This is a genomic window from Ensifer sp. ENS10 (assembly GCF_014852025.1).
Taxonomy (GTDB): Bacteria; Pseudomonadota; Alphaproteobacteria; order Rhizobiales; family Rhizobiaceae; genus Ensifer.
In genome coordinates this window covers 1,274,101-1,298,292 of record NZ_JACVAS010000002.1, presented here as the reverse complement: position 1 = coordinate 1,298,292, position 24,192 = coordinate 1,274,101, and the positions used below count along the sequence as shown (strand labels likewise).

24 protein-coding genes are annotated in these 24,192 nt (G+C 62.3%); 9 read left to right on the top strand and 15 right to left on the bottom strand.

The window, feature by feature from the left end; genetic code table 11:
* Window position 1 precedes the first annotated feature (1 nt).
* The 11 genes from IB265_RS13275 to IB265_RS13225 form a co-directional block, all read right to left on the bottom strand.
* A complete protein-coding gene (locus tag IB265_RS13275; RefSeq protein ID WP_057248975.1) occupies window positions 2–724 on the bottom strand; it encodes a heme-copper oxidase subunit III family protein in 723 nt (240 codons plus the stop codon).
* 11 nt (window positions 725–735) lie between these two features.
* Window positions 736–1,440 (bottom strand): cytochrome c oxidase subunit 3, encoded by a 705-nt coding sequence (locus IB265_RS13270; protein ID WP_057248976.1) that lies wholly within the window; start codon window positions 1,438–1,440, stop codon window positions 736–738.
* On the bottom strand, window positions 1,437–3,212 hold the full coding sequence (ctaD, locus tag IB265_RS13265) for a cytochrome c oxidase subunit I (protein WP_057248977.1): 1,776 nt from the start codon (window positions 3,210–3,212) through the stop codon (window positions 1,437–1,439). The genes IB265_RS13270 and ctaD overlap by 4 nt, the downstream gene beginning before the upstream one ends.
* Window positions 3,213–3,368: 156 nt before the next feature.
* Complete coding sequence (locus tag IB265_RS13260) at window positions 3,369–4,211, bottom strand: cytochrome c oxidase subunit II (protein ID WP_057248978.1); 843 nt, start codon at window positions 4,209–4,211, stop codon at window positions 3,369–3,371.
* Between the two features lie 241 nt (window positions 4,212–4,452).
* Window positions 4,453–4,839: a cytochrome c family protein gene (locus IB265_RS13255; RefSeq protein WP_057248979.1), complete on the bottom strand. Its 387-nt coding sequence runs from the start codon at window positions 4,837–4,839 to the stop codon at window positions 4,453–4,455.
* A gap of 204 nt (window positions 4,840–5,043) precedes the next feature.
* A complete protein-coding gene (locus IB265_RS13250; RefSeq protein WP_057248980.1) occupies window positions 5,044–6,111 on the bottom strand; it encodes an ABC transporter ATP-binding protein in 1,068 nt (355 codons plus the stop codon).
* A gap of 11 nt (window positions 6,112–6,122) precedes the next feature.
* Entirely contained in the window at window positions 6,123–6,956 is an 834-nt protein-coding gene (locus tag IB265_RS13245; RefSeq protein WP_057248981.1) for a carbohydrate ABC transporter permease, read from the bottom strand.
* Between the two features lie 5 nt (window positions 6,957–6,961).
* Window positions 6,962–7,897: a carbohydrate ABC transporter permease gene (locus tag IB265_RS13240; protein WP_057248982.1), complete on the bottom strand. Its 936-nt coding sequence runs from the start codon at window positions 7,895–7,897 to the stop codon at window positions 6,962–6,964.
* A gap of 149 nt (window positions 7,898–8,046) precedes the next feature.
* The gene (locus IB265_RS13235; protein WP_057248983.1) at window positions 8,047–9,309 is read right to left on the bottom strand and encodes a sugar ABC transporter substrate-binding protein; all 1,263 of its coding nucleotides are present in this window, start codon (window positions 9,307–9,309) and stop codon (window positions 8,047–8,049) included.
* An 83-nt stretch (window positions 9,310–9,392) separates the two neighbouring features.
* Entirely contained in the window at window positions 9,393–10,565 is a 1,173-nt protein-coding gene (locus IB265_RS13230; RefSeq protein WP_057248984.1) for a PLP-dependent transferase, read from the bottom strand.
* Window positions 10,562–11,278, bottom strand: coding sequence for a FadR/GntR family transcriptional regulator (locus IB265_RS13225; RefSeq protein ID WP_057248985.1), 717 nt, complete (start codon window positions 11,276–11,278; stop codon window positions 10,562–10,564). Before IB265_RS13225 ends, IB265_RS13230 begins: the two co-directional genes overlap by 4 nt.
* Before the next feature lie 144 nt (window positions 11,279–11,422).
* Here IB265_RS13225 and IB265_RS13220 point away from each other — a divergent pair, with 144 nt between their 5' ends.
* A complete protein-coding gene (locus IB265_RS13220) occupies window positions 11,423–11,680 on the top strand; it encodes a hypothetical protein (protein WP_156414596.1) in 258 nt (85 codons plus the stop codon).
* Window positions 11,681–11,760: 80 nt separating this feature from the next.
* Here IB265_RS13220 and IB265_RS13215 read toward each other — a convergent pair whose 3' ends face one another.
* Window positions 11,761–12,864: a Xaa-Pro peptidase family protein gene (locus IB265_RS13215; protein ID WP_082615758.1), complete on the bottom strand. Its 1,104-nt coding sequence runs from the start codon at window positions 12,862–12,864 to the stop codon at window positions 11,761–11,763.
* A gap of 326 nt (window positions 12,865–13,190) precedes the next feature.
* Window positions 13,191–13,883, bottom strand: coding sequence for a GntR family transcriptional regulator (locus IB265_RS13210; RefSeq protein WP_057248988.1), 693 nt, complete (start codon window positions 13,881–13,883; stop codon window positions 13,191–13,193).
* 118 nt (window positions 13,884–14,001) lie between these two features.
* On the opposite strand from IB265_RS13210, the gene IB265_RS13205 reads away from it, so the two are divergent.
* The 3 genes from IB265_RS13205 (at window position 14,002) to IB265_RS13195 (ending at window position 17,989) form a co-directional block, all read left to right on the top strand.
* Complete coding sequence (locus tag IB265_RS13205; RefSeq protein WP_057248989.1) at window positions 14,002–15,369, top strand: glutamine synthetase family protein; 1,368 nt, start codon at window positions 14,002–14,004, stop codon at window positions 15,367–15,369.
* Window positions 15,366–16,679 (top strand): FAD-binding oxidoreductase, encoded by a 1,314-nt coding sequence (locus IB265_RS13200; protein WP_057248990.1) that lies wholly within the window; start codon window positions 15,366–15,368, stop codon window positions 16,677–16,679. Before IB265_RS13205 ends, IB265_RS13200 begins: the two co-directional genes overlap by 4 nt.
* Before the next feature lie 395 nt (window positions 16,680–17,074).
* Window positions 17,075–17,989 (top strand): transglutaminase family protein, encoded by a 915-nt coding sequence (locus IB265_RS13195; protein ID WP_057248991.1) that lies wholly within the window; start codon window positions 17,075–17,077, stop codon window positions 17,987–17,989.
* 298 nt (window positions 17,990–18,287) lie between these two features.
* On the opposite strand, the gene IB265_RS13190 is transcribed toward IB265_RS13195, so the two are convergent.
* Window positions 18,288–18,680, bottom strand: a complete 393-nt coding sequence (locus tag IB265_RS13190; protein WP_057248992.1) for a nuclear transport factor 2 family protein — start codon at window positions 18,678–18,680, stop codon at window positions 18,288–18,290.
* Between the two features lie 54 nt (window positions 18,681–18,734).
* The gene (locus IB265_RS13185; protein ID WP_057248993.1) at window positions 18,735–19,352 is read right to left on the bottom strand and encodes a TetR/AcrR family transcriptional regulator; all 618 of its coding nucleotides are present in this window, start codon (window positions 19,350–19,352) and stop codon (window positions 18,735–18,737) included.
* A gap of 119 nt (window positions 19,353–19,471) precedes the next feature.
* Between IB265_RS13185 and IB265_RS13180 the strand changes: the two genes are divergently transcribed.
* From IB265_RS13180 to IB265_RS13160, 5 genes are all read left to right on the top strand, one after another.
* The gene (locus IB265_RS13180) at window positions 19,472–20,566 is read left to right on the top strand and encodes a PotD/PotF family extracellular solute-binding protein (protein ID WP_057249122.1); all 1,095 of its coding nucleotides are present in this window, start codon (window positions 19,472–19,474) and stop codon (window positions 20,564–20,566) included.
* A gap of 104 nt (window positions 20,567–20,670) precedes the next feature.
* On the top strand, window positions 20,671–21,555 hold the full coding sequence (locus IB265_RS13175; RefSeq protein WP_057248994.1) for an ABC transporter permease: 885 nt from the start codon (window positions 20,671–20,673) through the stop codon (window positions 21,553–21,555).
* A 2-nt stretch (window positions 21,556–21,557) separates the two neighbouring features.
* Window positions 21,558–22,349, top strand: coding sequence for an ABC transporter permease (locus IB265_RS13170; protein WP_057248995.1), 792 nt, complete (start codon window positions 21,558–21,560; stop codon window positions 22,347–22,349).
* Window positions 22,346–23,446: an ABC transporter ATP-binding protein gene (locus IB265_RS13165; RefSeq protein WP_192494811.1), complete on the top strand. Its 1,101-nt coding sequence runs from the start codon at window positions 22,346–22,348 to the stop codon at window positions 23,444–23,446. The genes IB265_RS13170 and IB265_RS13165 overlap by 4 nt, the downstream gene beginning before the upstream one ends.
* Window positions 23,447–23,450: 4 nt before the next feature.
* Complete coding sequence (locus IB265_RS13160) at window positions 23,451–24,185, top strand: MBL fold metallo-hydrolase (RefSeq protein WP_057248997.1); 735 nt, start codon at window positions 23,451–23,453, stop codon at window positions 24,183–24,185.
* The last annotated feature ends 7 nt before the right edge of the window (window positions 24,186–24,192 follow it).

The window sequence follows — 24,192 nt, the reverse complement described above, 5'->3', positions numbered from 1 at the left end:
CTCACCACAGATAGAAGAATGCGAAGATGAAGACCCAGACGAGGTCGACGAAGTGCCAATAGAGGCCGGTGATCTCGACGATCTCGTATTGCCCCTTGCGGCTCGTGAAGAAGCCGCGCCTGCCGGTGTCGAAGTCGCCGCGCCAGACCTTGCGGGCGATGATCAGCAGGAAGATGACGCCAATCGTGACGTGTGTGCCGTGGAAGCCGGTAATCATGAAGAAGGTCGAGCCGAATTGGGCAGCGCCCCAAGGGTTGCCCCAGGGGCGTACGCCTTCGGTGATCAGCTTGGTCCACTCGAAGGCCTGCATGCCAACGAAGGTGGCGCCGAAGAGCGCCGTCACCACCATGAGCAAAGCGGTTTTCCTTCGATCCTGGCGGTAGCCGAAATTGACGGCCATGGCCATTGTGCCGCTCGAGGTGATCAGCACGAAGGTCATGATGGCGATCAGGATCAGCGGCACGTCGGAACCGCCGATGTGCAGCGCGAAGACCTCGCTCGGATTGGGCCACGGAACGGCCGTCGACATGCGCGCCGACATGTAGGCGATGAGGAAACAACCGAAGATGAAGGTGTCGCTGAGGAGGAAGATCCACATCATCGCCTTGCCCCAGGAGACGTTCTTGAACGTCCTTTGATCCGAAGCCCAGTCGGCGGCGAAACCGGCAAGTCCCGCCGGGCGGTGGAGCGGTTCTCGGACAGGCGAATGTGTCTCGACAGACATGCCTTGGCTCCTTAGGTCAAGAGTTGCCGGCAGAGCTCGACGAAGTCGTTGGCCCAGCCGGAAAAGAGCGCGAAAAGCACCAGCCAAACGGCCAGCATGAAATGCCAGTAGGTGGCGCAGAGCGTGATCGACAGCACGGCCCTCTCGTCCATCGGGCCGGCGCGCGTTCTCACGATCACTCGGGTGAGCGCGAAGAGGCCGCCGAGGATGTGCAGGCCATGCATGCCTGATATCATGTAGAAGAAGCTGTTGGCCGGGTTGTCGGCGATGAGAAAGCCGGCATCGGTCAGTTCGCGCCAGGCGAAGACCTGGCCCGCGAGGAAGGCGAGCCCCGCGGCAAGCGCAGCGATCAGGGCCGTGCGGCTTGCCTCGTCACGATGGCGCTCCGCGGTGACGCGCGCCGCATGCAGAAGCAGGCTGCCGAGCCCGAGGATGGCGGTGTTCAGCCAGAGGACTTTCGGCATTGGCGTCGACCACCAGTCGGTCGATGCCATGCGCATGAAATAGGCGCTGATGAAAAGCGAGAAGAGCGCGGCGACGACGGCGAGGAAGACGCCGAGGCCGATTTTTGCGGGTGGGATCGAAGGACGACCATCTGGACGCGGGTCAAACGCGTGACCGACCTCCAGCCAGGGTTTTGAGAAGAGCCGCTGCCGGCTGAGCCACCAGCCGGCGATCGTGAGAATCACGGCCAGCAGGATCAAGGTGACGTTCATGAGGCACCCTCCGGCGCATGACCTGCGGAGCCCGGCTGGTTCTGCGGAATGAAATCCTCGGCCGCTCCCGGCACGCTGTAGTCATAGGGCCAGCGGTAGACGACCGGCAGTTCCTTCCAGTTGCCGTGGCGTGGCGGCGTCTCCGGTGTCTGCCATTCGAGCGTCGTCGCCCGCCAGGGATTGCCACCGGCCTCACGACCATGGCGAATGCTCCAGATGAGATTGAAGAGGAAGAGGAGCTGAGCGGCGCCGACGACCAGCGCCATGATGGTGATGAACTCGTTGAGCGTATGGGCAGAGGCCGGGACGAAGGCGGTTTCGCCCATTTCATAATAGCGCCGCGGCATGCCGATGAGGCCGAGATAGTGCATCGGGAAGAAAATCAGATAGGCACCGACGAAGGTCACCCAGAAATGGATCTGGCCCATCACCTCGTTGAGCATGCGGCCGGTGATCTTCGGATACCAGTGATAGATCGCGCCGAAGATGACGAGGATCGGCGCCACGCCCATGACCATATGGAAATGCGCAACGACGAACATCGTGTCGGAGAGCGGCACGTCGACGACGACGTTGCCGAGGAAGAGGCCGGTCAGCCCGCCATTGACGAAGGTGACGATGAAGGCGAGCGCAAACAGCATTGGCAGCGTCAGGTGGATATCGCCGCGCCAGAGCGTCAGCACCCAGTTGTAGACCTTGATCGCCGTCGGCACGGCGATGATCAGCGTGGTCGTCGCGAAGAAGAAACCGAAATAGGGGTTCATGCCGCTGACATACATGTGGTGCGCCCAGACGATGAAGGAAAGCGCGCCGATGATGACGATCGCCCAGACCATCATGCGGTAGCCGAAGATGTTCTTGCGGGCATGGGTACTGATGAGATCCGACACGATGCCGAAGGCCGGCAGCGCGACGATATAGACCTCCGGGTGGCCGAAGAACCAGAAGAGGTGCTGGAACAGGATCGGGCTGCCGCCGCCGTGCTGCAGCTGCTCGCCCATCTCGACGATCGCCGGCATGAAGAAGCTGGTGCCGAGCACCCGGTCGAACAGCATCATGACGCAGGCGACGAAGAGGGCGGGGAAGGCAAGCAGCGCCATGACCGTCGCGGTGAAGATGCCCCAGACGGTGAGCGGCATGCGCATCAGCGTCATGCCGCGGGTGCGGCCCTGCAGCACGGTGACGACATAGTTGAGGCCGCCCATGGTGAAGCCGATGATGAAGAGGATGAGCGAGGAGAGCATCAGGATGATGCCCCAGTCCTTGCCGCCGGGCGTGCCAGAGAGAACCGCCTGGGGTGGGTAGAGCGTCCAGCCGGCGCCGGTCGGGCCCCCGGGGGCGAAGAAGCTGGCGACGAGCACGAGCACAGCGAGCAGGTAAAGCCAGTAGCTCAGCATGTTGGCATAGGGGAAGACCATATCGCGCGCGCCAAGCATCAGCGGGATCAGGTAGTTGCCAAAGCCACCAAGGAAGAGAGCTGTCAGCAGGTAGATCACCATGATCATGCCGTGCATGGTGATGAACTGGTAGTAGCGCTCGGCGTCGATGAAGGCGAAGGCGCCGGGAAAGCCGAGCTGCAGCCGCATCAGCCAAGAGAGCACCAGGGCGACCATGCCGATGGCGATCGCGGTCGAGGCATATTGCACGGCGATGATCTTGGCATCCTGGCTGAAGACGTAGCGCGTCCACCAGCTATGGGGATGATAAAGCTCGACGTCCTCCACTTCCGCGGCGCCTATCGGTTCGCCCGTGCTATGCCGGATGTCGACCATCTGCGAGAACCTCCCAACACCGGATCATTTCGATCCAACGCTTTGAACCACGCAATTCCGGACACCAACGCTGGAATTGCTTTCGCTCACGAGCGGGATGCGAGCGGAAAACCGCAAGCACTTTTCCTCATCCCGCTTTGGCCGTCGGGGCGCTTCTTACTGCGCCGGGGCGGCATTTCCTGCCTGCGCCGTTTCCTTCGTCCCTGCCTTTGCCTGCAGCTGCGAGAAGGTCTGCTGCTGCGAAAGCCAAGCCTGGTAGTCGGCGGCACTGTCGACGACGACGGTGCCGCGCATCTGTGGGTGACCGACGCCGCAGAGTTCGGCGCACAAGACCTCGAAGGTGCCGGTGCGTGTCGGCGTCAGCCAGAAGTAGGTGACCATGCCCGGCACCATGTCCATCTTGGCGCGAAACTCCGGCACGTAGAAATCGTGCAGCACGTCGACCGAGCGCAGGAGCATCTTGACCGGCTTGCCGACTTCCAGATGCAGCTCGCCGCCTTCGATGACGTAATCGTCAAGCGCCGCTGCGTCATTGCGGTTGAGGCCGAGCGAATTTTCCGGGGTGATGTCGCGGGTCTCGGAGGTGCCGAGCTTGCCGTCCGCGCCTGGGAGCCGGAAGCTCCACAACCACTGCTGGCCGACGACCTCGACCTCCGTTGCGCCATCCGGCACGGTCACGAACTGGTGCCAGACGAAAAGGCCGGGGGTCAGCATGGCGGCGACCCCGAGCGTGGTGCCGCCGGCTAGCCACCCTTCGAGCTTGCGGTTTTCCGGTTCATAGGCAGCCCGGTTTCCCGGGCGATGCCGAAAACGCAGGACGCAATAGGCCATGAAAAGCACCACGGCGACGAAGACGACGCCGGTAATCCAGAAGGTGATGATGAGCGTATTGTCTATGTAATTCCAGTTGGACGCGATCGGCGTCCACCACCACGGGCTCAACAGATGGAACAACACCGACCCAACGGCCAACAAAACCAGAATAACTACCACGGCCATTTCTGTCCCTCCTTGCCGCTGGCGGCTGTGGGCATGAATACGCAATCCGTAGAGCCTGCTGCATGTTTCCTTTAATCGTCTCCGATCAAAGGACAAAAACATGCAGGAATTCAAAGTTCTACAGCGACCTTTGCGCGTCTGATAAGACGCGCGGCGCTGTACCTGCAATTATTGCACGAACGTTGAATAGTCGCAATTCGCCGTCTCCGTGCGGACGGCGGTTGCCTTTAGTCTTTTCAGCCTACTGCGAATACTGCTTGAGGTAGGCAATGAGGTTGGAGATATCCGTGTCGTCCTTCAGCCCGGCAAAGGCCATTTTCGTGCCTTTCACCTTGGTCCTTGGATTGTGCAGATAGTCGCGCAGATGCGCCTCGTCCCAGACGAGCCCACCCTTGCCGGCATCGATCATCGCCGGCGAGTAGCTGAAGTCGGCGTGGGTGCCGGCCGTTCGCCCGAACAGATGGTTGAGTGATGGTCCAACCTTGTTGGTATCGCTGTCGGCAACATGACAGACAGCGCATTTCTTGAAGACGGTGGCTCCGGCTGCGGCATCGCCCTCTTGCGCGAGGGTTGCGAACGGACAGAGCATCGTTGTCGAAAAGGCAAGGGCAACAACAAGAATTCGCATGACACTTCCTCAAAATCGCCGGGCGCAGGCAAGGAAGGCTATCGTCAATCTGTCGTTTTGGCGGTGCTTGCTTCTCTTAAGTTGGCGCCACGGCGGTTGATACTTGCGACAGGACGACCGTACGCCTCGCCTTGTGGAAGTCAACCGGCGCAGCCGGCAGGTCGCCGGTTGCGCCTAAATTTTCACCAGGGACGGTGCGCGCGATCAGACCCGATTGCCGGCGGCGTCGAAGAAATGCAGCCTGTCGACCGGCAGTCGTACGGCAAGCGAACCCGAAGCGGTGAGGAACCGGCGGTCGTTGGTGAAGGCCTTGAAGCCGGCGCGGCCGAAGGAGAGATGCAGGATGATGCCGAAGCCGGTCGGCTCGACCAGGTCGACATTGGCGCTCAGCACATCCGGTCCTTCGACGCCGATCTCCACATGTTCCGGGCGAATGCCGAGGGTGGCGCGGGCGCCGTCGGCGAGCGCCGGATGCGGTTGTGCCGGGATGACAACGCCGCCTTCCGTCTCGAAGCGCGGGGCGGTGCCGTTCAGGTAGGTGCCCTCGAAGAAGTTCATGCCGGGCGAGCCGATGAAGCCGGCGACGAAGAGGTTTGCGGGACGGTCGTAGAGATCGAGCGGGCTGCCGACCTGCTGGACGAAGCCGCCGTTCATGGCGACGATGCGGTCGGCAAGCGTCATCGCCTCGATCTGGTCGTGGGTCACGTAGATCGAGGTCGCGCCGAGGTCCTTGTGCAGCTTCTTGATCTCGGCGCGCATCTGCTCGCGCAGGCGGGCGTCGAGGTTCGACAGCGGCTCATCGAAGAGAAACGCCTTGGGTTCGCGCACGATGGCGCGGCCCATGGCGACGCGCTGGCGTTGGCCGCCGGAGAGTGCGCGCGGCCGGCGTTCGAGCAGCGGATCTAGGCCGAGCTTGGCGGCGGCCCCTGAAACGATGCTCGCGATCTTCTCCTTGGCCGTCTTCCGGAGCCTGAGGCTATAGCTCATGTTCTTGGCGACGGACATATGCGGATAGAGCGCATAGGACTGGAACACCATGGCGATGTCGCGGTCCTTCGGCGCCAGTTCGTTGACGCGTTTTCCGGCGATGCGGATCTCGCCCGAGGTGACGCTTTCAAGCCCGGCGATCATGCGCAGAAGCGTAGACTTGCCGCAGCCGGATGGGCCGACGAGCACCACGAATTCGCCGTCGCCTATCTTCAGGTCGACATCATGCAGGACCGGGTGGATGCCGTAGGATTTCTGGATGTTGGCGATATCGATGGAAGCCATGAGAGCAATCCTCAGCCTTTGACCGCGCCGGCCGTGAGGCCCTGGACGAGATAACGTTGAATGAGCAGGAAGAAGAGGCAGGCGGGGATGAGTGCGAGCACGCCGGCCGCCATCATCTGCCCGAAGTCGACGGAGAACTTCGACACGAAGGACAACAATCCGACGGGGAACGTCGCCTGGTCGTTACCGGAGATCAGCATCAGCGAGAACAGAAGTTCGCTCCAGGCGGCGGTGAAGACGAAGCCGAGGGTTGCGGCAATGCCGGGCAGCGTCAGCGGCAGGATGATCTGGCGGAAGGCGACGAATTGGGTGGCGCCGTCGATCATCGCCGCCTCTTCCAGGTCCTTCGGAATGCCGTCGAAGAAGGACTGCATCAGGAAGGTGGCAAACGGCACGTTGAAGGCGGTGTAGACGATGACGAGCCCGGTCAGGCTGTTGGTGAGGCCAAGCGGCGACAGGATCTTGAAGATCGGCGCCACCAGCATGACCAGCGGGAACATCTGCGTCAAAAGCATCAGCGCCACCAGCCAGTACTTGCCGCGGAAGTTGAAGCGCGACAGCGCATAACCCGAGAGCGAGGCGAGGATGGTGACGATAACGGCGGTGGAGCCGGATACGATCAGGCTGTTCTTGAAGAACACCGGAAAGGCGCTGTGGCGCAGCACGAAATCGAAATGTTCGAGGCTGGCGCGCGACGGCCACATTCGAATGCCTTCCGAGTAGAGCAGGTCGTTGGGCGTGACTGCAACCTTCAGCAGCCAATAGAGCGGGAAGAGCGCGAAGGCGATGTAGGCAAGGATTGCCGATCGGTGCGCGATCATGAGGAAAAGCGGTTTGGCGCGCATCGGTCTCAATCCTTGCTCAACAGCCACTGCCGCAGGATGACGATCAGCATCGAATAGGCGAGCAGCAGTGCCAGAAGCACCAGTGCGATCGCCGAGGCGTAGCCGAAATCCAGCCGCTTGAAGGCCTGGGTGAAGATATAGCTGGCGACGATCTGGGTGCGGTCGGCCGGTCCGCCATTGGTCATGACGATGATCAGGTCGGCGAAGTTCGAGATCCAGACGGTGCGCAAGAGGATGGTGATGGCAATCGTCGGCGCCAGGAAGGGCAGCGTGATCGAGAGAAAACGCTGGACCGGGCCGGCGCCGTCGATGCTGGCGGCCTCATAGAGATCGCGCGGGATCGCCTGCAGGGCGGCAAGCAGGGTGATCGCGAAGAAGGGAATGCCCCACCAGACATTGGCGATGATCGGCCCCCACATGGCAAGCTGCGGGTCCGAGAGGATGTTGTTCGGCTCACTCATGATGCCGAGCGCGTAGAGCCAATGCGGCAAGGGACCAACGACCGGATTGAAAAGCCAGGCCCAGTTGAGGCCGGCAAGGAAGCTCGGCACTGCCCAGGGCAGGAAGACGAGGGCCTGAGCGAGACCGCGGCCATAGAATGGCTTGTCGAGCAGCAGCGCCAGGATCAGGCCGAAGACGAACTGGAAGAACACCGACGCGCCGGTCCACCACAGCGTATTGCGCAGCGCCCGATAGAAGGCCTGGTCCTCGGCAAGCGCGCGGAAATGATCGAGGCCGATGTAGGCGCCGGAGAACGGGTTTAAGAGCTGGATGTCGCGGAAGGCGTAGGAAACGCCAAGCACCAGCGGCACCAGCATGACGGTGACGATCAGGATCAGCGCCGGCGCGCTATAGAGATAGGGCGCGGCGCCATCGGCGATGCGCTTCTTCAGCGGCGTCCTGCCTGCCGGCAGGCCGCTTTGGCGGGCGACATGGTCCATCGATCGAAATTTCCCCTGTGCGGCCGCCGGTTTTTTCGACGTGCCTCGTTTTCGTTCAGTCGGAGCGGGATGCAGGCGGAGACCGCGCCCACGTCATTCCGCTCAAGGTCACGAGGGCCGGCGGCGGCGAACCGCCGCCGGCCGAAGGCTTACTTCTTGCTGGCGAGGAACTTCTGCTGCGCCTTGGTCAGGTAGTCGGCCCACTGGTTGGCGAGCTCTTCCGGCGTGATGTCGCCGAGCAGGGCTTCCTGAGTCGTCTTGATGGCGAGCGAATCCTTGAAGAAGGCGAATTCCTCGAGGTAGGTCGGCATCACCGTCAATACGACGTCCTTGTCGGCAAGCTCGTCGAACCAGCCCTTGAACTGCGCGCTCGCATAGAAGGGATCCTTCTCGGCCGACTTGTGCACCGGCAGCGCGCCCGTGCGCTTGTTCCACTCGATGTTGCCTTCCGGCCCCTCGAGCGTCTCGATCAGCTTCCAGGAGAGATCCTTGTTCTGACTTGCCGACAGCATCGACCAGCCGGCAAAGCCGATGGTGGTAAACGCCTTGCCGCTCGGACCCTTCGGCATGGTGGTGACGCCGAAATCTTCCGACTTCATGCGCTCGGCAATGGCGATCAGCGCATCCGGATCCTGGTCGAGGAAGGCGCAGGTGCCGCTGTAGAAACCGGCGACGATTTCGTTAAAGCCCCAGTTGACGCTGTCCTTCGGCGCCAGCCCCTTCTTGTAGAGGTCGATCACCCAGGTCAGGCCCTTGACCCAGCCTTCGCTGTTCATGGTCGAGGTGCCATCCTCATTGAAGAATTTGTTGCTGCCGGCCATGGTGGCGCCGAACATCACCCAGCCGTTGAGACCACCCGGTCCCCCGCGCAGGCAGTAGCCGGATTTGCCCGGAAGCTTGGATACGGCTTCCGATGCCTTGACGAAATCGTCCATGGTCTTCGGCGGTTCGCTGACGCCGGCTTCCGAGAGCAGCTTCTTGTTGTAGAACATCGCCCGCAGATAGAAGCCGTAGGGCAGCATGTAGGCGGTGTCGTTGACGTCGCGGCCGAGTTCGAGCGCGCGTTCGGTCAGGCCGCCCGTGTGTTCCCACTTGGCGAGGTAGGGCTCCAGGCTTTCGAGCATGCCGTTGTTGGCATAGAGCGACAGCCAGGTGTCGGGCATTTCCATCACGTCAGGCAGTTCGCCGGCCGAAACCATGGTCGCGAACTTTTGGAATGCTTCGCCCCAGGGCAGCGAGATGATCTCGACCGTGGTGCCGGGGTTGGCGGCTTCGAACTTGGCAACGATCGATTTCAGCGTCTCGGTGCGCTCGGGGCTGGTGATGACCTCGACCAGTTTCAGCTTGGTATCGGCGAGTGCGCTTCCGGCCATCAGGCTGGCGAGAAGCGTGGCAGTGATCAGTTTCTTCATTCTTGTTCCCTCTTTTCTTCGTTGGTTTGGTTCAAAGTGGGGATAGCGGGATGCCGGCGGAAAACCGCCTGCAGCCGCTCCTGTCAGCCAGTCGAAGCGACGGCGAGCGCCGCTTCAAGATCGCTCCAGAGGGCCTCCGTTCCCTCCAGGCCGACATGGAGCCGTACCGACCGCGGCGAGATGCCGAAGGCGGCCGCGGAATTGGGCTGGGCTTTCTGCGACAGCACGACTTCGCCCGGCACGATGAGGCTTTCATGTCCGCCCCAGGAAACGCCGAGCTTGAAGAGTTCGAGATGATCCGCAAAGCGCCTGACATCGACGCCCTCGCGGAAGATGAAGGAGAACAGGCCGGATGTGCCCGAAAGGCCCGGCGGCAGCGTGTTGCCGAGGCCGGGGTGGCAGACGGTCTCGACCAGCGGATGGGCCTGCAGCCGCCGCGCGACTTCAAGCGCCGAGCGCTCATGCGACTTCATGCGGATCGGCAGGGTGCGTAAGCCGCGGATCAGGAGCCAGGCATCGAAGGGCGAGAGCTTGCCGCCGAGATAAGGGTAGGATTCCGAGCGGATGCGGCCGATCAGTTCCTTCGAGCCGGTCACGACGCCGGCGACGACGTCCGAATGGCCGCCGAGATATTTGGACGCCGAATGGATGACGAGATCGACGCCGAGCGAAATCGGCTGCTGGAAGATCGGGCTTGCCCAGCTGTTGTCGATGGCGGTGATGATGCCCTGGTCCTTGGCAAGGCGGGCGAGGGAGGCGACGTCGTGGGTGTCCATCACCCAGCTTGTCGGGCTTTCCATGTAGAAGAGCTTGGCGCCGGGAAGGGCCTTGGCGACTGCTTCCTCGTCGCGACCGTCGACATAGGTCACCTCGATCTTCATGCGCTTCAGATGCGTGCCAAACAGGCGGAAGGCGTCGGGATAGACATGATTGACGGCGACGATGCGGTCGCCCGGCTCGACGAAGGACAGCACGGTCGAGGAGATCGCCGACATGCCGCTGGCAAAACCGATCGCGTCTTCGCCGCCTTCGAGCTTCGCCAGCATCTCCTCGAACATGCGCACGGTCGGGTTGAGACCGCGGGTATAGATCGGTCGCACACGCTCGCCCCGGTAGGACGCGACCATGTCGTCATAATCCTTGAAGGTGAAAAGCGAGGTCTGAACGATCGGCGGCACGACGGCATCGAAGGCGTGGCCTTCGTCATGCGCGACGGTCAGCGAGGCGTGGTCGAACGGATCGAGGCCGTTGGTCATTTGGACATTTCCTTGATGTCTTCCTCGACGATCGCGAGGATTTTCAGCGTTTCTTCGCGCGCGGTGTCAGGATCCTGGGCTGCGATCGCGTTGAACAGGGTACGGTGGAACGGGAAGGAGCGGCGGGCGAAGTCCGACCGATCGAACGGCTCCTCCCAGAAGCGCTCGAAGGCTTCGCGCATCTGTTCGAGGAGCTGGCGGAAGAGCGGATTGTGGGTGGCATCGTAGATCGCCAGATGGAAGGCAAGGTCTTCCGGACCTGACGTGCCCTTGGCGATATGCACCCGCTCCATCTCGTTGAGCTTCACTTCGATGATATCAAGGTCTTCGTCGGTGCGCCGGCGGGCCGCGACCATATTGGCCTCAACCTCGATGCCGCGGCGGACCTCGAGCGTCATCAAAAGCACGTCGCGCAGATGCGCAGCGTCGAGGGTGAGCGGCATATGGACGGTGGCGCCCGTGATCATGCGCAAGAGATAGGTGCCGCTGCCCTTGCGCGCCTCGACGACGCCGAGCGCCTGAAAGTGGCGGATGACTTCGCGAATAGTCGACCGACCGACGGCAAGCGCCGTCATCAGTTCGCGTTCAGCTGGCAGGCGTTCGCCGGGTCTAAGCCCCGATTGTTCGATGTAGTCAGCCAACGCGGCAATGACCTGCTGGGCCCGGTCGGCGGGCGGCAATGGCAGAAGCGCGGCTCTGGCTTGTTCAGTCATTCAGCCTCCCCCTCGGCGCCAAATTGGTCTGACATCTCACCACTATGGATAAGGCGCGAGAGGTCGTCAAGCAGGAACTGATGGAACGCGCAGGTGGTTGACCTCGCACGCTTCCGGCGTAGACAGGAGGCAAGGAGCTTGACGATGTTGAAATCGGGATATCTGTTTGCCATCGCCATGGTGGGCGCGGTCTTTGCCGTGACGAGCGTCGCGGGCGATGCGGAAGCGCAGATGCGCACCAGAAAGGGCGAGTATTACGAGGGGGTCCAGCGCAAGCCCTATGGCTATTACTGGATCTGGCCGCCGGTCGAACAGCGGCAGCCAGCCTACAGGCAACGTCCCGGCCAGGATGGTCCAGTCGGCAACACGACGTCGAAACCCCGCAAGCGGCCGACCCAATAGGCATTGCTGTGCTGCCGAGCGAACCGAACAAAGAGAAGCGGCGCCCGAGAGCGCCGCAGCTTTGATCAGACCTTGTTTGATCAGACTGTGGCGACGTGCACGTCGCGGGGGAGGGAAGAGAGAACCTCCGGCCCGTCTTCGCGCAGGATGACGATATCCTCAAGCCGGATGCCGAAGCGGCCGGGAAGATAAATGCCGGGCTCGATCGAGAAGACCATGCCTTCTTCCAGCACGGTTTCCGAGGTCGCGGTGATGTAGGGCGGCTCATGACCGTCGATGCCCATGCCGTGACCGGTGCGGTGAACGAAGTATTCGCCGTAGCCGGCATCGCTGATCACCTTGCGGGCGGCCGCGTCGACGTCCTTGGCGAGCACGCCGGGACGGGCGGCCTTCAACGCTGCCTGCACGGCCCTTTCCACGATGGTGTGGATCTGGCCGTATCCCTCAGGGGCGCGGCCGACGATTGCCATGCGGGTGATGTCGCTCGGAAAACCCTGCTTGCGGCCGCCGATATCGATGACGACGGCATCGCCTTCCTCGATCACCCGTTCGCTCGCCGAATGATGCGGGAAGGCGCCATTGCCGCCAGCGCCGACGATCCAGAAGGCCGGTGCCGCACCTTCCGAGGAAAAGTGTCCGCGGATCTCAGCGGCCAGTTCCTTCTCGGTCATGCCCGGACGGATCTTGGAAAAGGCCGCTTGCATGGCGCGGTCGGCAATGCCGGCATTCATCTTCAAAAGGGCGTATTCGCTCTTGTCCTTGCGCATGCGCAGGGCGCCGAGCGTTGCCGGGGTGAATTCGCGCGCGGTATCCTCTGGCAGGGCATCGATCAGCAGCAGGGCGAAATCGGCGCGCATGGTCTCGTCGAGCACGATGCGGCCAGGTGCAGTCGCGCCGACATCGGCGAGGGCCGACGTCAGAGCATCGGTCGGGCCCACGTCATCAGCCCAGTTGTGGAAGGCGATGTCGGTGTGTTCGCGCGTGCCCTCGGCGTTGAGGGCCGGCATCAGGAAGGCTTCCTTTTCCGGGCCGATCAGAAGCAGGCAGGGGCGCTCGTCCGGATGCGGATGGTAGCCGATCAGCCAATCCATGTGCGATCCGGGCGCGAGCGCGACGAGGCCGACTTTGCTTTCGGCCATCTTGCGGCGGAGCGCAGCAAAACGGCTCTTGGTGAGTTCGTTCATGATGTTTCCAGTTCTGGCTTGAGGATGCGCTCGCCATTCACGCGGCTGTAGCGCTCATCGACGGGCGGATGGGGTGGCCGGGCCGACCGGCGTGATGTGGCGGTTTTGGGGAATGCTATAGGCCGGCGCAGGTGTTGCCCCAGGCTGAAAATCTTTGGCTCTTCAAGCGGACTCCTCCCCCTCGAATGCGCGGGCATTGGGCCGGAAGGCTCGCGCCTCCCGTCGCTATGCATCTGTATTTTCACGACTTTGGTGCCGTGCCTGAGCGTTGTCAATACGGAATTTTAGTCACACTAAAATTTATGAGGCCGTGGCCTGCCGTCGGCTCAGGCCGCCAGCCGCAGAAGGCGCGCGACCGCCTGCTGATCGAAGCCGCCGATCCCCTCCCGGATGTCGGCGGCGATCGCATCGGCAACGGCCTCCTCGTCGCGCCGCCTAAGGGCATCGATGGCCTCCCGATGACGATCGACCACGTAGAGCTCGGTGACATGCTCCATGGCGATGCCGAGGATGGGCCCGAGTTGCAGCCACACGCTTTCGATCAGCGGCATGGCGACCGGGTCGGGATTGGCCGAGTAGATCATCCGATGAAACGCCTGGTTGGCGATCAGCGCTGCCACCTTGTTCCCCTTGCGGATTTCCGTCTCGATACTGTCATCGATTGCCGTAATTTTCTCGATCTGGCGCTCGGAGAGATGGGCGACGGCCCGGCGGGCGGCATGGCTTTCGAGCGCGATGCGGAGCAAGATCAGTTCCTCGAACCGCGCGGGCGTGATGTGCGGCACGACGATACGGCGGTTCTCAAGGAATTGCAGCGCGCCGATCGATGTCAGCTGACGTAGCGCCTCGCGTACCGGCGTCGGGCTGCTTTCGAGCGCTTCGGCAAGGCCGCGGATGGTGACGGATGTGCCGGGGCGGAAAGCGCCGACCATGATCGCCTGGCGCAGCCGGTTGAAGGCATAGTCATGCGTGGTCATGCCGTCGGGTCGGGCAAGTGGCGGCAAAACAAGGGGTTTCACGATCGCATTCCTTCTGCCTGGCGTCCTTCATGCGCCTGATACCATTGCCGATGCTTGACTCCAATTCCTGAATTATGTCAACTATCACAAAATGTGATCACAAAAAGAGATTTGCGATATGTCGCTCGACGCGGAAGACCCCAGCGCATTCAAGGCATGGCTCGAGCAGAACGGGCCGATCGAAAGTATCCAGGCGGTGGTCTGCGACCTCAACGGCATCATGCGGGGCAAACGCGTGCCGGTGGAGCAGGCGGCGAAGGTGCTCGGCGGCGGCATCCGCATGCCGCTCTCGATCGTCGGGGTCGATGTCTGGGGCGAGGATATCATCAACAGCGAGCAGGTGTTCGCCAGCGGCGACCGCGACGGTATCTGCGGTGTCACCGGCCGCGGCGCGCTGCCGGTCAACTGGACTTCGCGACCGAGCGCGCTGGTGCCGCTCTGGCTGCAGCTTGAGGACGGCAAGCCGTTTCTTGCCGATCCGCGCCAGGCGCTGGCGGCGGTCGTGCGCGAATATCAGGAACTCGGTCTTCGCCCCGTCGTTGCGACCGAACTGGAGTTCTACCTGATCGATCCGGAGCCCGACAGCGCGGTGCCGCCGATCTCGCCCTATACCGGCAAGCGCCTCGATTCCGATGCGATCCTGTCGATCGACGAGCTCGACGATTTCGGCGAGTTCTTCTCGGACGTCTACAAGGAATGTGCCCGGCAGAACGTGCCGGCGGATGCGGCGATCGCCGAGAACGGCATCGGCCAGTTCGAGATCAATCTACTCCACACCGACGACCCGCTGAAGGCGGCCGACGACGCCATCTTCTTCAAGCGCATCGTCAAGGGTGTCGCGCGCAAGCATGGCCTCGCCGCCACCTTCATGGCCAAGCCCTACGGCACACGGTCGGGCAACGGCATGCATATCCATTTCAGCCTGCTCGACGAGGAGGGCAACAACGTCTTCAACGACGGCAGCGACGAAGGTTCGCCAATGCTGAAGAACGCCGTTGCCGGCCTCTTGCGCGGCATGGCCGAGACGACGCTGCTGTTTGCGCCGCATTTCAACTCCTACCGGCGGCTCAGGCCGGACACGCACGCGCCGACGGCCGTCTGCTGGGGCTATGAGAACCGCACCTCGGCAATCCGCATTCCAGGCGGCAATCCGGCCGCGCGCCGCATCGAGCATCGCGTCGCCGGAGCCGACGCCAATCCCTATCTCGTCATCGCCGCGATCCTCGGCGCTGCCCTCGTTGGCATCCGCAACAAGTGGAAGCCACCGGCGCCTGTTTCGGGTCGGGCCTATGCAGCGGAGAAACTGCCCAAAATTCCCTCGGAATGGGGGCAAGCGGTCGATAGCTTCGAGGCAGGACCGATTGCCGCCGAAATTTTCGATCCCGTGCTGCGCTCGATGCTGATCGCCTGCAAACGCCAGGAGATTGCAGGCTTTGCCGAGCAGGTCACGGATTACGAATTCAGCGCCTATCTGGAAATTGTCTGATGGTCACGAAACAGAACTCCTATGCCGGCGACGGCAGCTACCCGACCAGCTACTACGCCGCATCCCGCAACATCATCCGCACGCCGGTCCGACTTCAGGGCCGCGTCGAGACCGACGTGTGCGTTGTCGGTGCCGGTTACTCCGGCCTGTCGACGGCGATCCACCTTGCGGAAAAAGGCTACAAGGTCGTCGTCGTCGAGGGCGCCCAGGTCGGTTGGGGTGCTTCCGGCCGCAACGGCGGCCAGGTGGTCAACGGCCTCAACGCCAGCCTATCGACGATCCAGCGCCGCTACGGCGACGACGCCGCGCGCTTCATCGGCGGGCTGGTGCAGGAAGGCGGCAAGATCATCCGTCGTCTCGTCAGCCAGTATCAGATCGACTGCGACCTGAAGCCGGGCAACATCTATGCCGCCTATACGCCGGCGCATATGAAGGAACTCGAAGCCAAGCAGGCGCTCTGGCGCAAATACGGCATGGACGATCACCAGCTTCTCGATCGTGACGCGCTTCGCAAGCTCGTCACGTCGGATGCCTATTGCGGCGGCATGCTCGACACGACCGGTGGGCACATGCATCCGCTCAATCTCGTGCTCGGCGAGGCGCGCGCGCTCGAAAGCATCGGTGGCACGATCTACGAACAGTCGCCCGTGACGCGCGTCGACCACGAGGCGGCGCGGCCGACCGTCTATACCGAAGGCGGCGAGGTTTCGGCACGTATTGTCGTGCTTTGCGGCAATGCCTATCTCGGCGACGCGGTGCCGAAGCTCGTTTCGCGCGTCATGCCTGTTTCGACGCAGATGATCACGACGGCGCCGCTCGGCGAAGAGCTCGCCCATTCGCTGATCCCGAGCGACATGTGCGTCGAGGACGTGCGCTATATTCTCGACTACTTCCGGCTTTCCGCCGACAAGCGGATGATCTTCGGCGGCGGCACCGTCTATGGTGGCACCGATCCGGCCGATGTGGTCGCCAAGCTGAAGCCCAATCTTGAAAAGGTGTTCCCTGAGCTCAAGGGCGTGAAGATCGACTATGCGTGGAGCGGCAATTTCGCGCTCTCCTTCACGCGCGTGCCGCAGATGGGCCGGATCGGCTCCAACACCTATTTCGCCCACGGCTACAGCGGCCATGGGGTCACCGGATCGCATCTCTTCGGCCGCACACTCGCCGAAGCGATCGATGGCGACACCACGCGCTACGACGTCTTCGAAAAGCTGCCCTGGTATCCCTTCCCGGGCGGGCGCATGTTCCGGGCGCAATATTCGACGATCGGTTCCTGGTGGTACCAGTTCAAGGACGCGGTCGGATTGTAGGGCAAAAGGCCGATGCTCTGTGATGGGGTGGCTTGCCATAAAGCCGGCCACGCCCCTTGCGCGCGAGTCGAATGGCAGATTTCCCGCGGAGTGTAATTCCGCCTTGCCGGCTGATGCGCTAGTATTAATCCCTTACTGCACGGTTCCTCAAATCGTCGCCGATTTGAGGATGCAGAAAATCAAAGTGCTACAGCGACCTTTGCGCGTCCGATAAGACGCGCGGCGCTGTAGCGCATCGGTTCGCCCGTTCGAAGGGCCCGTTGCATCTTTGGCATGCGGCCGGTCCGTGGGAGCGGCGTTCGTATGCAAACGGATACCAAGGAGGGCCCGCATTTCTGCGGGCAAGGCAGGCGGGGAGCATATGACTCCCGATTGATTTCCTGGGAGGCCTCGAGATGTTCGTGCGCTTTGGCTATGAAATCGGCATTCGTTGCCCGCAACCGACCCCGATGATGACCTATCTTTCCGTCGTGCCGGAACGGCGCGCAACCCTTCGGCGCGAACATGGGCCGGTTTCCATGCCAATCGTGAAGATGGAAGAGATCACCGATCCGCATGGCAATACATGTTTCCGGATGACCGTGCCCGAAGGCGACTTCAAGCTCTCCTATGACGCGGTGATCGAGGATGACGGCAGGCTCGACGCCTCCGATCCGCTGGCGGATGCTGTGCCGGTCGAAAACCTGCCGGCCGCTTGGCTACCCTATCTCGCGGCCAGCCGTTACTGCGAAACGGATCGGCTCGGTACGCTCGCGTGGCGACTGTTCGGAGATGTGCCTGCCGGTTGGCAGCGCGTGCAGGCGATTTGCGACTATGTGCATGAGCGCCTGGTCTTCAGCTACGGCTATGCCCAGGCAATGCGCACCGCGCTCGAAGCCCATGAGGATCGCGTCGGCGTCAGCCGCGACTATGCGCATCTGGCGATCACCTTTTGCCGCTGCATGAACATGCCGGCGCGCTATGTGAACGGCTACATGGCCGACATCCCGAAGAGCGATCATCCGGCGCCGATGGATTTCAACGCGTGGTTCGAAGTCTTTCTTGGAGATCGCTGGCATACGTTCGACGCCAAGAACAATCAGCGACGGGCAGGGCGGATTGCGGTCGCTCGCGGCCGTGACGCGGCCGACATTCCGCTGATCCAGACTTTCGGCAAACACGAACTGACCGCCTTCACCGTCTGGACCTGTGTCGAGGCCGACAGTGCGCTCACGCGCTCGCATCACGGCTCCGATGTTTCGTTGCTGACCCCGTGGTTCAGCGAAACCTGGTCGAAACACCTCCTGGACCGCGACCGCAATCGCCATTAACGACGGCGGTTTCGCCGAACCGATTTTTTACGACATGCGCATTTAGCGGAAAATAATATCTATAAACTCAATCGATAATATAGGAGAACAAGAGAGAAGGCGGACTAAATCCCGCGAGTGAATGACGGAGAGACGCGATGAACGCTTCGAGGCCGATGGTCCAATCCCGATACGCGGCTTATGCATCAGCACCCCAGCGCCGGTCGTTCGTCCATCTGGTCCCGCACGCAATTGCGATCGTGGCCGCATTCTCCTTCGTCAGCGCCGTCGTCGTGGGCGCTTTCTGATCTTTCTTGATTCAGCTTTGGCGAGACAGATGTTCGTGCACGGCGATCCAATCGCCTGACGATGCCCGCCGGAACACGATCGTTTCCCGTTCGTCCGCCGTCGCCGGTTCGCCATTGAATTCCAGTTCCGTCTCGACGCGGTGCGTGAAGACCGCGACATCACCCACCGCCTGCACATGCCGTTCGCTCGAACGGCAGGCGCGCACCCGAAAACCATCCCGTTCCTCCCAGAGGGCCCATTCCGCCTCATAAGCCGCACGGCTCAGAAGCGGCCGGTCCAGCGTGTGGAAGATGAAGGTGGCATCCGGCGCGAAGGCCGAAAAATAGGAAGCGCGGTCGTGCCGCGCGAAGGCGGCAACCAGCCGGTCGGCGGCGGAAAGCACCGACTGTTCGAGATCCTGCATCGTGTTTCCTCTTTTTCCGGGCGCAGATTTGCTCCGGTCGTGTTTTTGTGATGGTCAGCGGGCCGAGATCAGTGTCGCGAGCGGACGGTTCTGGCGGGAAACGCGGGCTTTCAGGTCGTCGAGCGTCATTGGTTCGCGCTTGGCGAACTCGGTGAACATCATATTGAGATTGTTGAAGAACATCTCGCCGACCGCCTCGGCGTCGATATCGAGCGCGACGACACCCTTGGCCTTCAGCTTGAGGATCAGGGTCGAGATCTGATCGCAGAGCCGGCGGTCGAGTTCCGTATAGCGCTTGCTGAACGGGCCATCGGGCTGCTGGATGGCAATTGCCATGGCGGTGCGCCACATCTCCTTGCTGAGATAGAAGAGCGAGTGGTCGTAGTATTCGCCGATCAGCGCGTCCAGGGCACCCATGACGGAGGCGGGCGGGTTGTCGACGATCGAGCGGCCGGCAGTGAGCACTTCCTCGACTTCCATCGACACGGTGGCAAGCAGGATGTCGCCCTTGTTTTCATAGTAGTTGTAAAAGGTCCCGACCGAGATCTCGGCGCGCTCGGCGATGTCCTCGATGCGCGCGCTGTCATAGCCGACTTCGCGAAAAAGCACGGCGGCGGCGTCAAGAATCCGCCGGTTCCGATCGGCTTTTTGCCGTGCGCGCAGTCCCGTCATCTGATGTTTCCCCGAATTATGAATTGGTTCAAAATTGAGATTGACTTAAAAAATGAATTCATTCAATCTTTTTTTGAAGACGCCGAAACGAGCGTCAAAACCATGAGGGCAACAGCATGATGCAGTCAGTTCGTGACGGTGCGCCCCTGCGCCGGTTTCTCTCCTCCAGCGCCGCAATCGCGATCACCACGCTGTCGGCGGTTGCAGCGCCTGCACCCGTCTTCGCCCAGGAAGAGCTCAATGCGCTCGTCTGGTGCGACCACACCGATCCGGCGCTGCTCGAGCCGTTCGAGAAGGCCAATGACGTCAAGGTCAACGTCAAGGTCTATGAGGGCACCGGGGCAGGGCTCTCGATCCTCGACCAATCGCAGCCCGGCGACTGGGACGTGCTCGTCATCGACGGCGTTGATGTGCACCGCGCCATCGATCTCGATCTTCTCGCCGAAATGCCTGCCGATGCGCTGCCGACCGCCGACATCTTCCCGGAAGTCCGCATGGAGGCCAACAACACCAAGGACGGGAAGACCTACGCCGTCACCGAGAAGTTCGGCTACAACACGATTTCCTACGACAAGACCAAGGTCGACCCGAAGGACATGCAGGACCTGTCGGTCATCTGGTCGGACAAGTACAAGGGCCGCATCGCGCTTTATGACTACTATCTGCCGATGATCGGTCTCGTCGGGCTTGGCCTCGGCAAGAAGACCTCCGAGCTGACCGAAGCGGACATGCCGGCGATCAAGGAAAAGCTTGCGGCGATGCGCGCCGTGTCGAAACAGGTGAGCGACGTCGTGTCCTCGCAGACGGCGCTTGCGACCGGTGAAGTCGACATTCTCGTCGGCGGCGGCGAGTGGATCACCGCGGTTCTCTCGGCCGACAAGCCGAGCCTCGACTGGACCATTCCGGAGCAGGGTGCGGTGCGCTGGGCGCAATCGATCGGCGTCATGAAGGATTCGACCAAGCAGGATCTGGCGCTGAAATTCGTGCAGTACATCTTGAGTCCGGAAGGCCAGGCGCGGCTTGCGACCTCGTCCTGCTACTGGGCGATGCCGGCCAACGCCAAGGCGGGTGAATTCCTGAACGACCAGCAGAAGACGGCGCTGCGCTTCAGCGAGCAGGCCGAATACCTGAAGAAGACGCAGCTCTATCCGATCCCGTCGGCCGAACTCGACCAGCAGTTCCAGGACGCCTGGACGGAGATGCTGCAGCAGTAACGACAAGGGCGGATGCGATCGGCATCGCGTTCGCCTGATCAACGCCGCCTTGGCGGCGAACGAGGGCAAACCATGCCCCGCAACCCTTGAGCCCCGGGATAGCCATGGCAGACGCCGGAACCCTGACATCAGCGACAGCGCTCGAAGACGCCGACCGGCGCAAGGCCTGGGGCTTCGTTGCCCCGGCGCTGCTCTGGGCCGCCGCCTTCTTCGTCGTGCCCTTCGCCTTCATGGCGGCGATGAGCCTCTGGAAGCGGGAAGGGCGGGAGCTCGTCCGCGTCTGGAACTTCGACAACTACGCGCGCTTCTTCTCCGAGAACGCGCTGTTCCAGGGGCTGGTCAATTCGCTGGAAATCACCGTCATCGTGACGGTGATCTCGGTGCTGCTTGCCTATCCGCTCGCCTGGATCATCGCCGAGCGGGTGCCGAAGCGGCTGCAGCGCATGGCGCTGATCCTGGCCATCCTACCGTTCTGGACCTCCTACGTGGTCCGCTCCTATTCCTGGCTGCTGGTTCTGTCGAAGAACGGCGTGATCAATCAGATGTTCATGAACATCGGGCTGATTTCCGAGCCGCTGGAGCTTGCCAGCACCCGCACGGCGACGGTCATCGGCTTCGTACATTTCTTCGTCATGCTTTTGACGCTGACGATCTATTCCAACCTGATCCAGCTGTCGCCCAACTACCGCCGCGCGGCCGCCGACCTTGGCGCCAATGCCTTCCAGACCTTCTGGCACGTGGTGCTGCCCTTGACCCTGCCCGGCATCATGACCGGCGCGTTTCTCACCTTCGTGCTCTGCATCGGCGACTATGTCACGCCGCAGATCCTCGGCGGCAACAACGAGCTGGTGCTGCCGCAGATCATCATGCTGCAGCTTGGGCGCAGGGCGGATTTCCCGATGGCCGCGGCGCTGTCGATCGTGCTGATGCTCGCCGTCACCGTCGCCTACGTTGCCTGCGCCCGCTGGCTGAAGATCGAGAGGGCCTGACGATGTTGCGCAAGATCTCCGCAAGCGTTCTGTCCTGGACCTATCTCGTCCTCGTCTACGCCTTCATCTTCCTGCCGGTTGCCGTGCTGGTGCTCTTTTCGTTCCAGGACGGCCGGCTGCCGGTGCCGCCCTTCAACGGCTTTTCGCTGCAGTGGTACGAGGCGGTTTTCGCCGACCGCAAGCTGATGGCAGCGCTCGGCAACTCAATGGTCGTGGCGCTTGCCTCCTCGGTCATCTCGGTGCTGCTCGGCTTCCTCGCGGCCTATGCGCTGGCGCGCTACAAGCTGCCGGGCTCGGCCCTGCAGCGCGGCTTGCTGATCGCGCCGATGACGGTCAGCTACCTGATCATCGCGCTTGGGCTGCTGTCAGTGCTCAATGCACTGCACGTTCCCTTGTCGCTGATGACGGTCGGGATCGGCCATGTGGTGATCAACCTGCCGCTCTGCTTTGCCATCATCTACGCCTCGATGGGCGATCATCACATCAACATCGAGCGGGCGGCGCGTGACCTTGGCGCCAGCGATTTCAAGGTGATGGCGCTGGTGACGGCACCGATGCTGATGCCCTCGATCCTTGCCGCCTTCTTCCTCTCCGTCACCTTCAGCTGGGACGAATTCATCATCGCCTTCCTGCTATCGCGCTTCGACGTGACGCTGCCTGTCGAGATCTGGAGCATGCTGCGCTCTGGCCTCAACCCCAAGACCAATGCCATCGGTTCGCTGGTGTTTCTCGCCTCCGTCGCCGTGCTCTTCATCCTTGAGCTTTCCCTGTTCGGAAGGACGAAAAAACAATGACCGCTTCCGTCACGATCGAAAACGTCAGCAGGATCTTCGGCGCCTTCACGGCGTTGGACAACGTCTCCCTCGACATCCGGGCCGGCGAATTCATCGTCCTGCTCGGGCCGTCCGGCTGCGGCAAGACCACGCTCTTGTCGATCCTCGGCGGCTTTCTGTCGCCAAGCTCGGGTCGGGTGACGATCGGCGGGCAGGACATGACCTATGTGGCGCCGTCTAAGCGCCCGACGACGACGATGTTCCAGGACTATGCGCTGTTTCCGCATATGCGCCTCGTCGACAATGTCGGCTTCGGCCTCAGAATGCGCGGCCTTGCCAAGGCCGAGCGTGACGAAAAGGCACTGGGCTTCCTCGACCTCGTGGGCTTAAAGGCGTCCGCCGGCAAGAGGCCGCATGAACTCTCGGGCGGCCAGCGCCAGCGTGTAGCCCTGGCTCGGGCGCTTGCCGTCGACCCGGATGTGCTTCTGCTCGACGAGCCGCTTGGCGCGCTCGATCTCAAACTCCGCCGCCAGATGCAGGACGAACTGAAGGCGATCCAGAAGCGGGTCGGCACGACCTTCGTGCACGTGACCCACGACCAGGAAGAGGCGATGGCGATCGCCGACCGCATCGTCGTGATGAACCAGGGGCGGATCGAGGATTTCGGCCCGCCCTCGGAGGTCTACATGCGGCCGCGTTCGCTGTTTTCCGCGGGCTTCATGGGCGAGGTCAACTTCGTTTCCGGCCGTGTTGCGGCGGCGGATGCGAGCTCCGCCCGGGTTGAGACCGCGCTCGGCAGCCTGGCGCTGCCTGCTCAGAATTTCACGGCATCGTCGCCGAAGGCCGGTGACCGCATCACGCTCACCATCCGGCCGGAGCATTTCCGCGCCGACGACCGGGCGGAAGGACCGACCGTGGCGCTCGGCGAGGCACGGGTCGCCGGCAGCGCCTTTTTCGGCACCCATTATCGCTGCCATCTGCAGCCCTGTGCCACGGATACCAGGGCGCTGGTGGCGCATCTGCCGCAATCGGCAAGCGTGCGCGAAGGCGAGATCGTGCCACTTGCAGTGCGCGCTGCCGACGTCGTAGCCTTGCCCGCCACAGGCGGACATGCGTAGCACCATGCAGAGAATTGCCCCCAAGGACTGGTATCGCGTGCGGCGGCTCGACGACGGCGTCACCGCCATCGACGAGCCCTACATCCAGGAGTTCTATCGCTGCAACATCTGGCACGTGCGCGGCCGCGACCGCGACATGCTTGTTGATAGCGGCATGGGCGTGGTGTCGCTGAGGGAATGGGTGCCGCTCGTCACCGAGCGTCCGCTGACCGCCGTCGCCAGCCACACCCACTTCGACCATATCGGCTGCCATCACGAGTTCGACTGCCGCTGCGTGCACGCGGCGGAAGCGCAGCTTCTCGCCCATCCGACGCGCAAGAACACGCTCGCCGACCCTTACGTCGCCGACGAGATCTTTGACGCGCTGCCGCCCGAACCCTATGCCTCCACCACCTACGCGGTGAAGGCGGCGCCGGCGACGCGGCTTTTGGAAGACGGCGATCATATCGATCTCGGCGACCGGGTCTTCGACGTGATCCATACGCCTGGCCATTCGCCCGGCGGTATCGCGCTCTTCGAGGCGAAGACCGGCATCATGTTCTCCGGCGACATCGTCTACGATGGGCCGCTGATCGAGGACACCTATCATTCCAATGCCGACGACTACCTGGCGTCGATGGAACGGCTGCTGAAGGTACCCGCGCGTATCGTTCACGGCGGACATTTTCCGAGCTTTTCCGGCGAGCGTTACAGAGCGCTTATCCGCGACTGGCTTGCTGAAAAACAAAAGACAAACTGACGGGAAG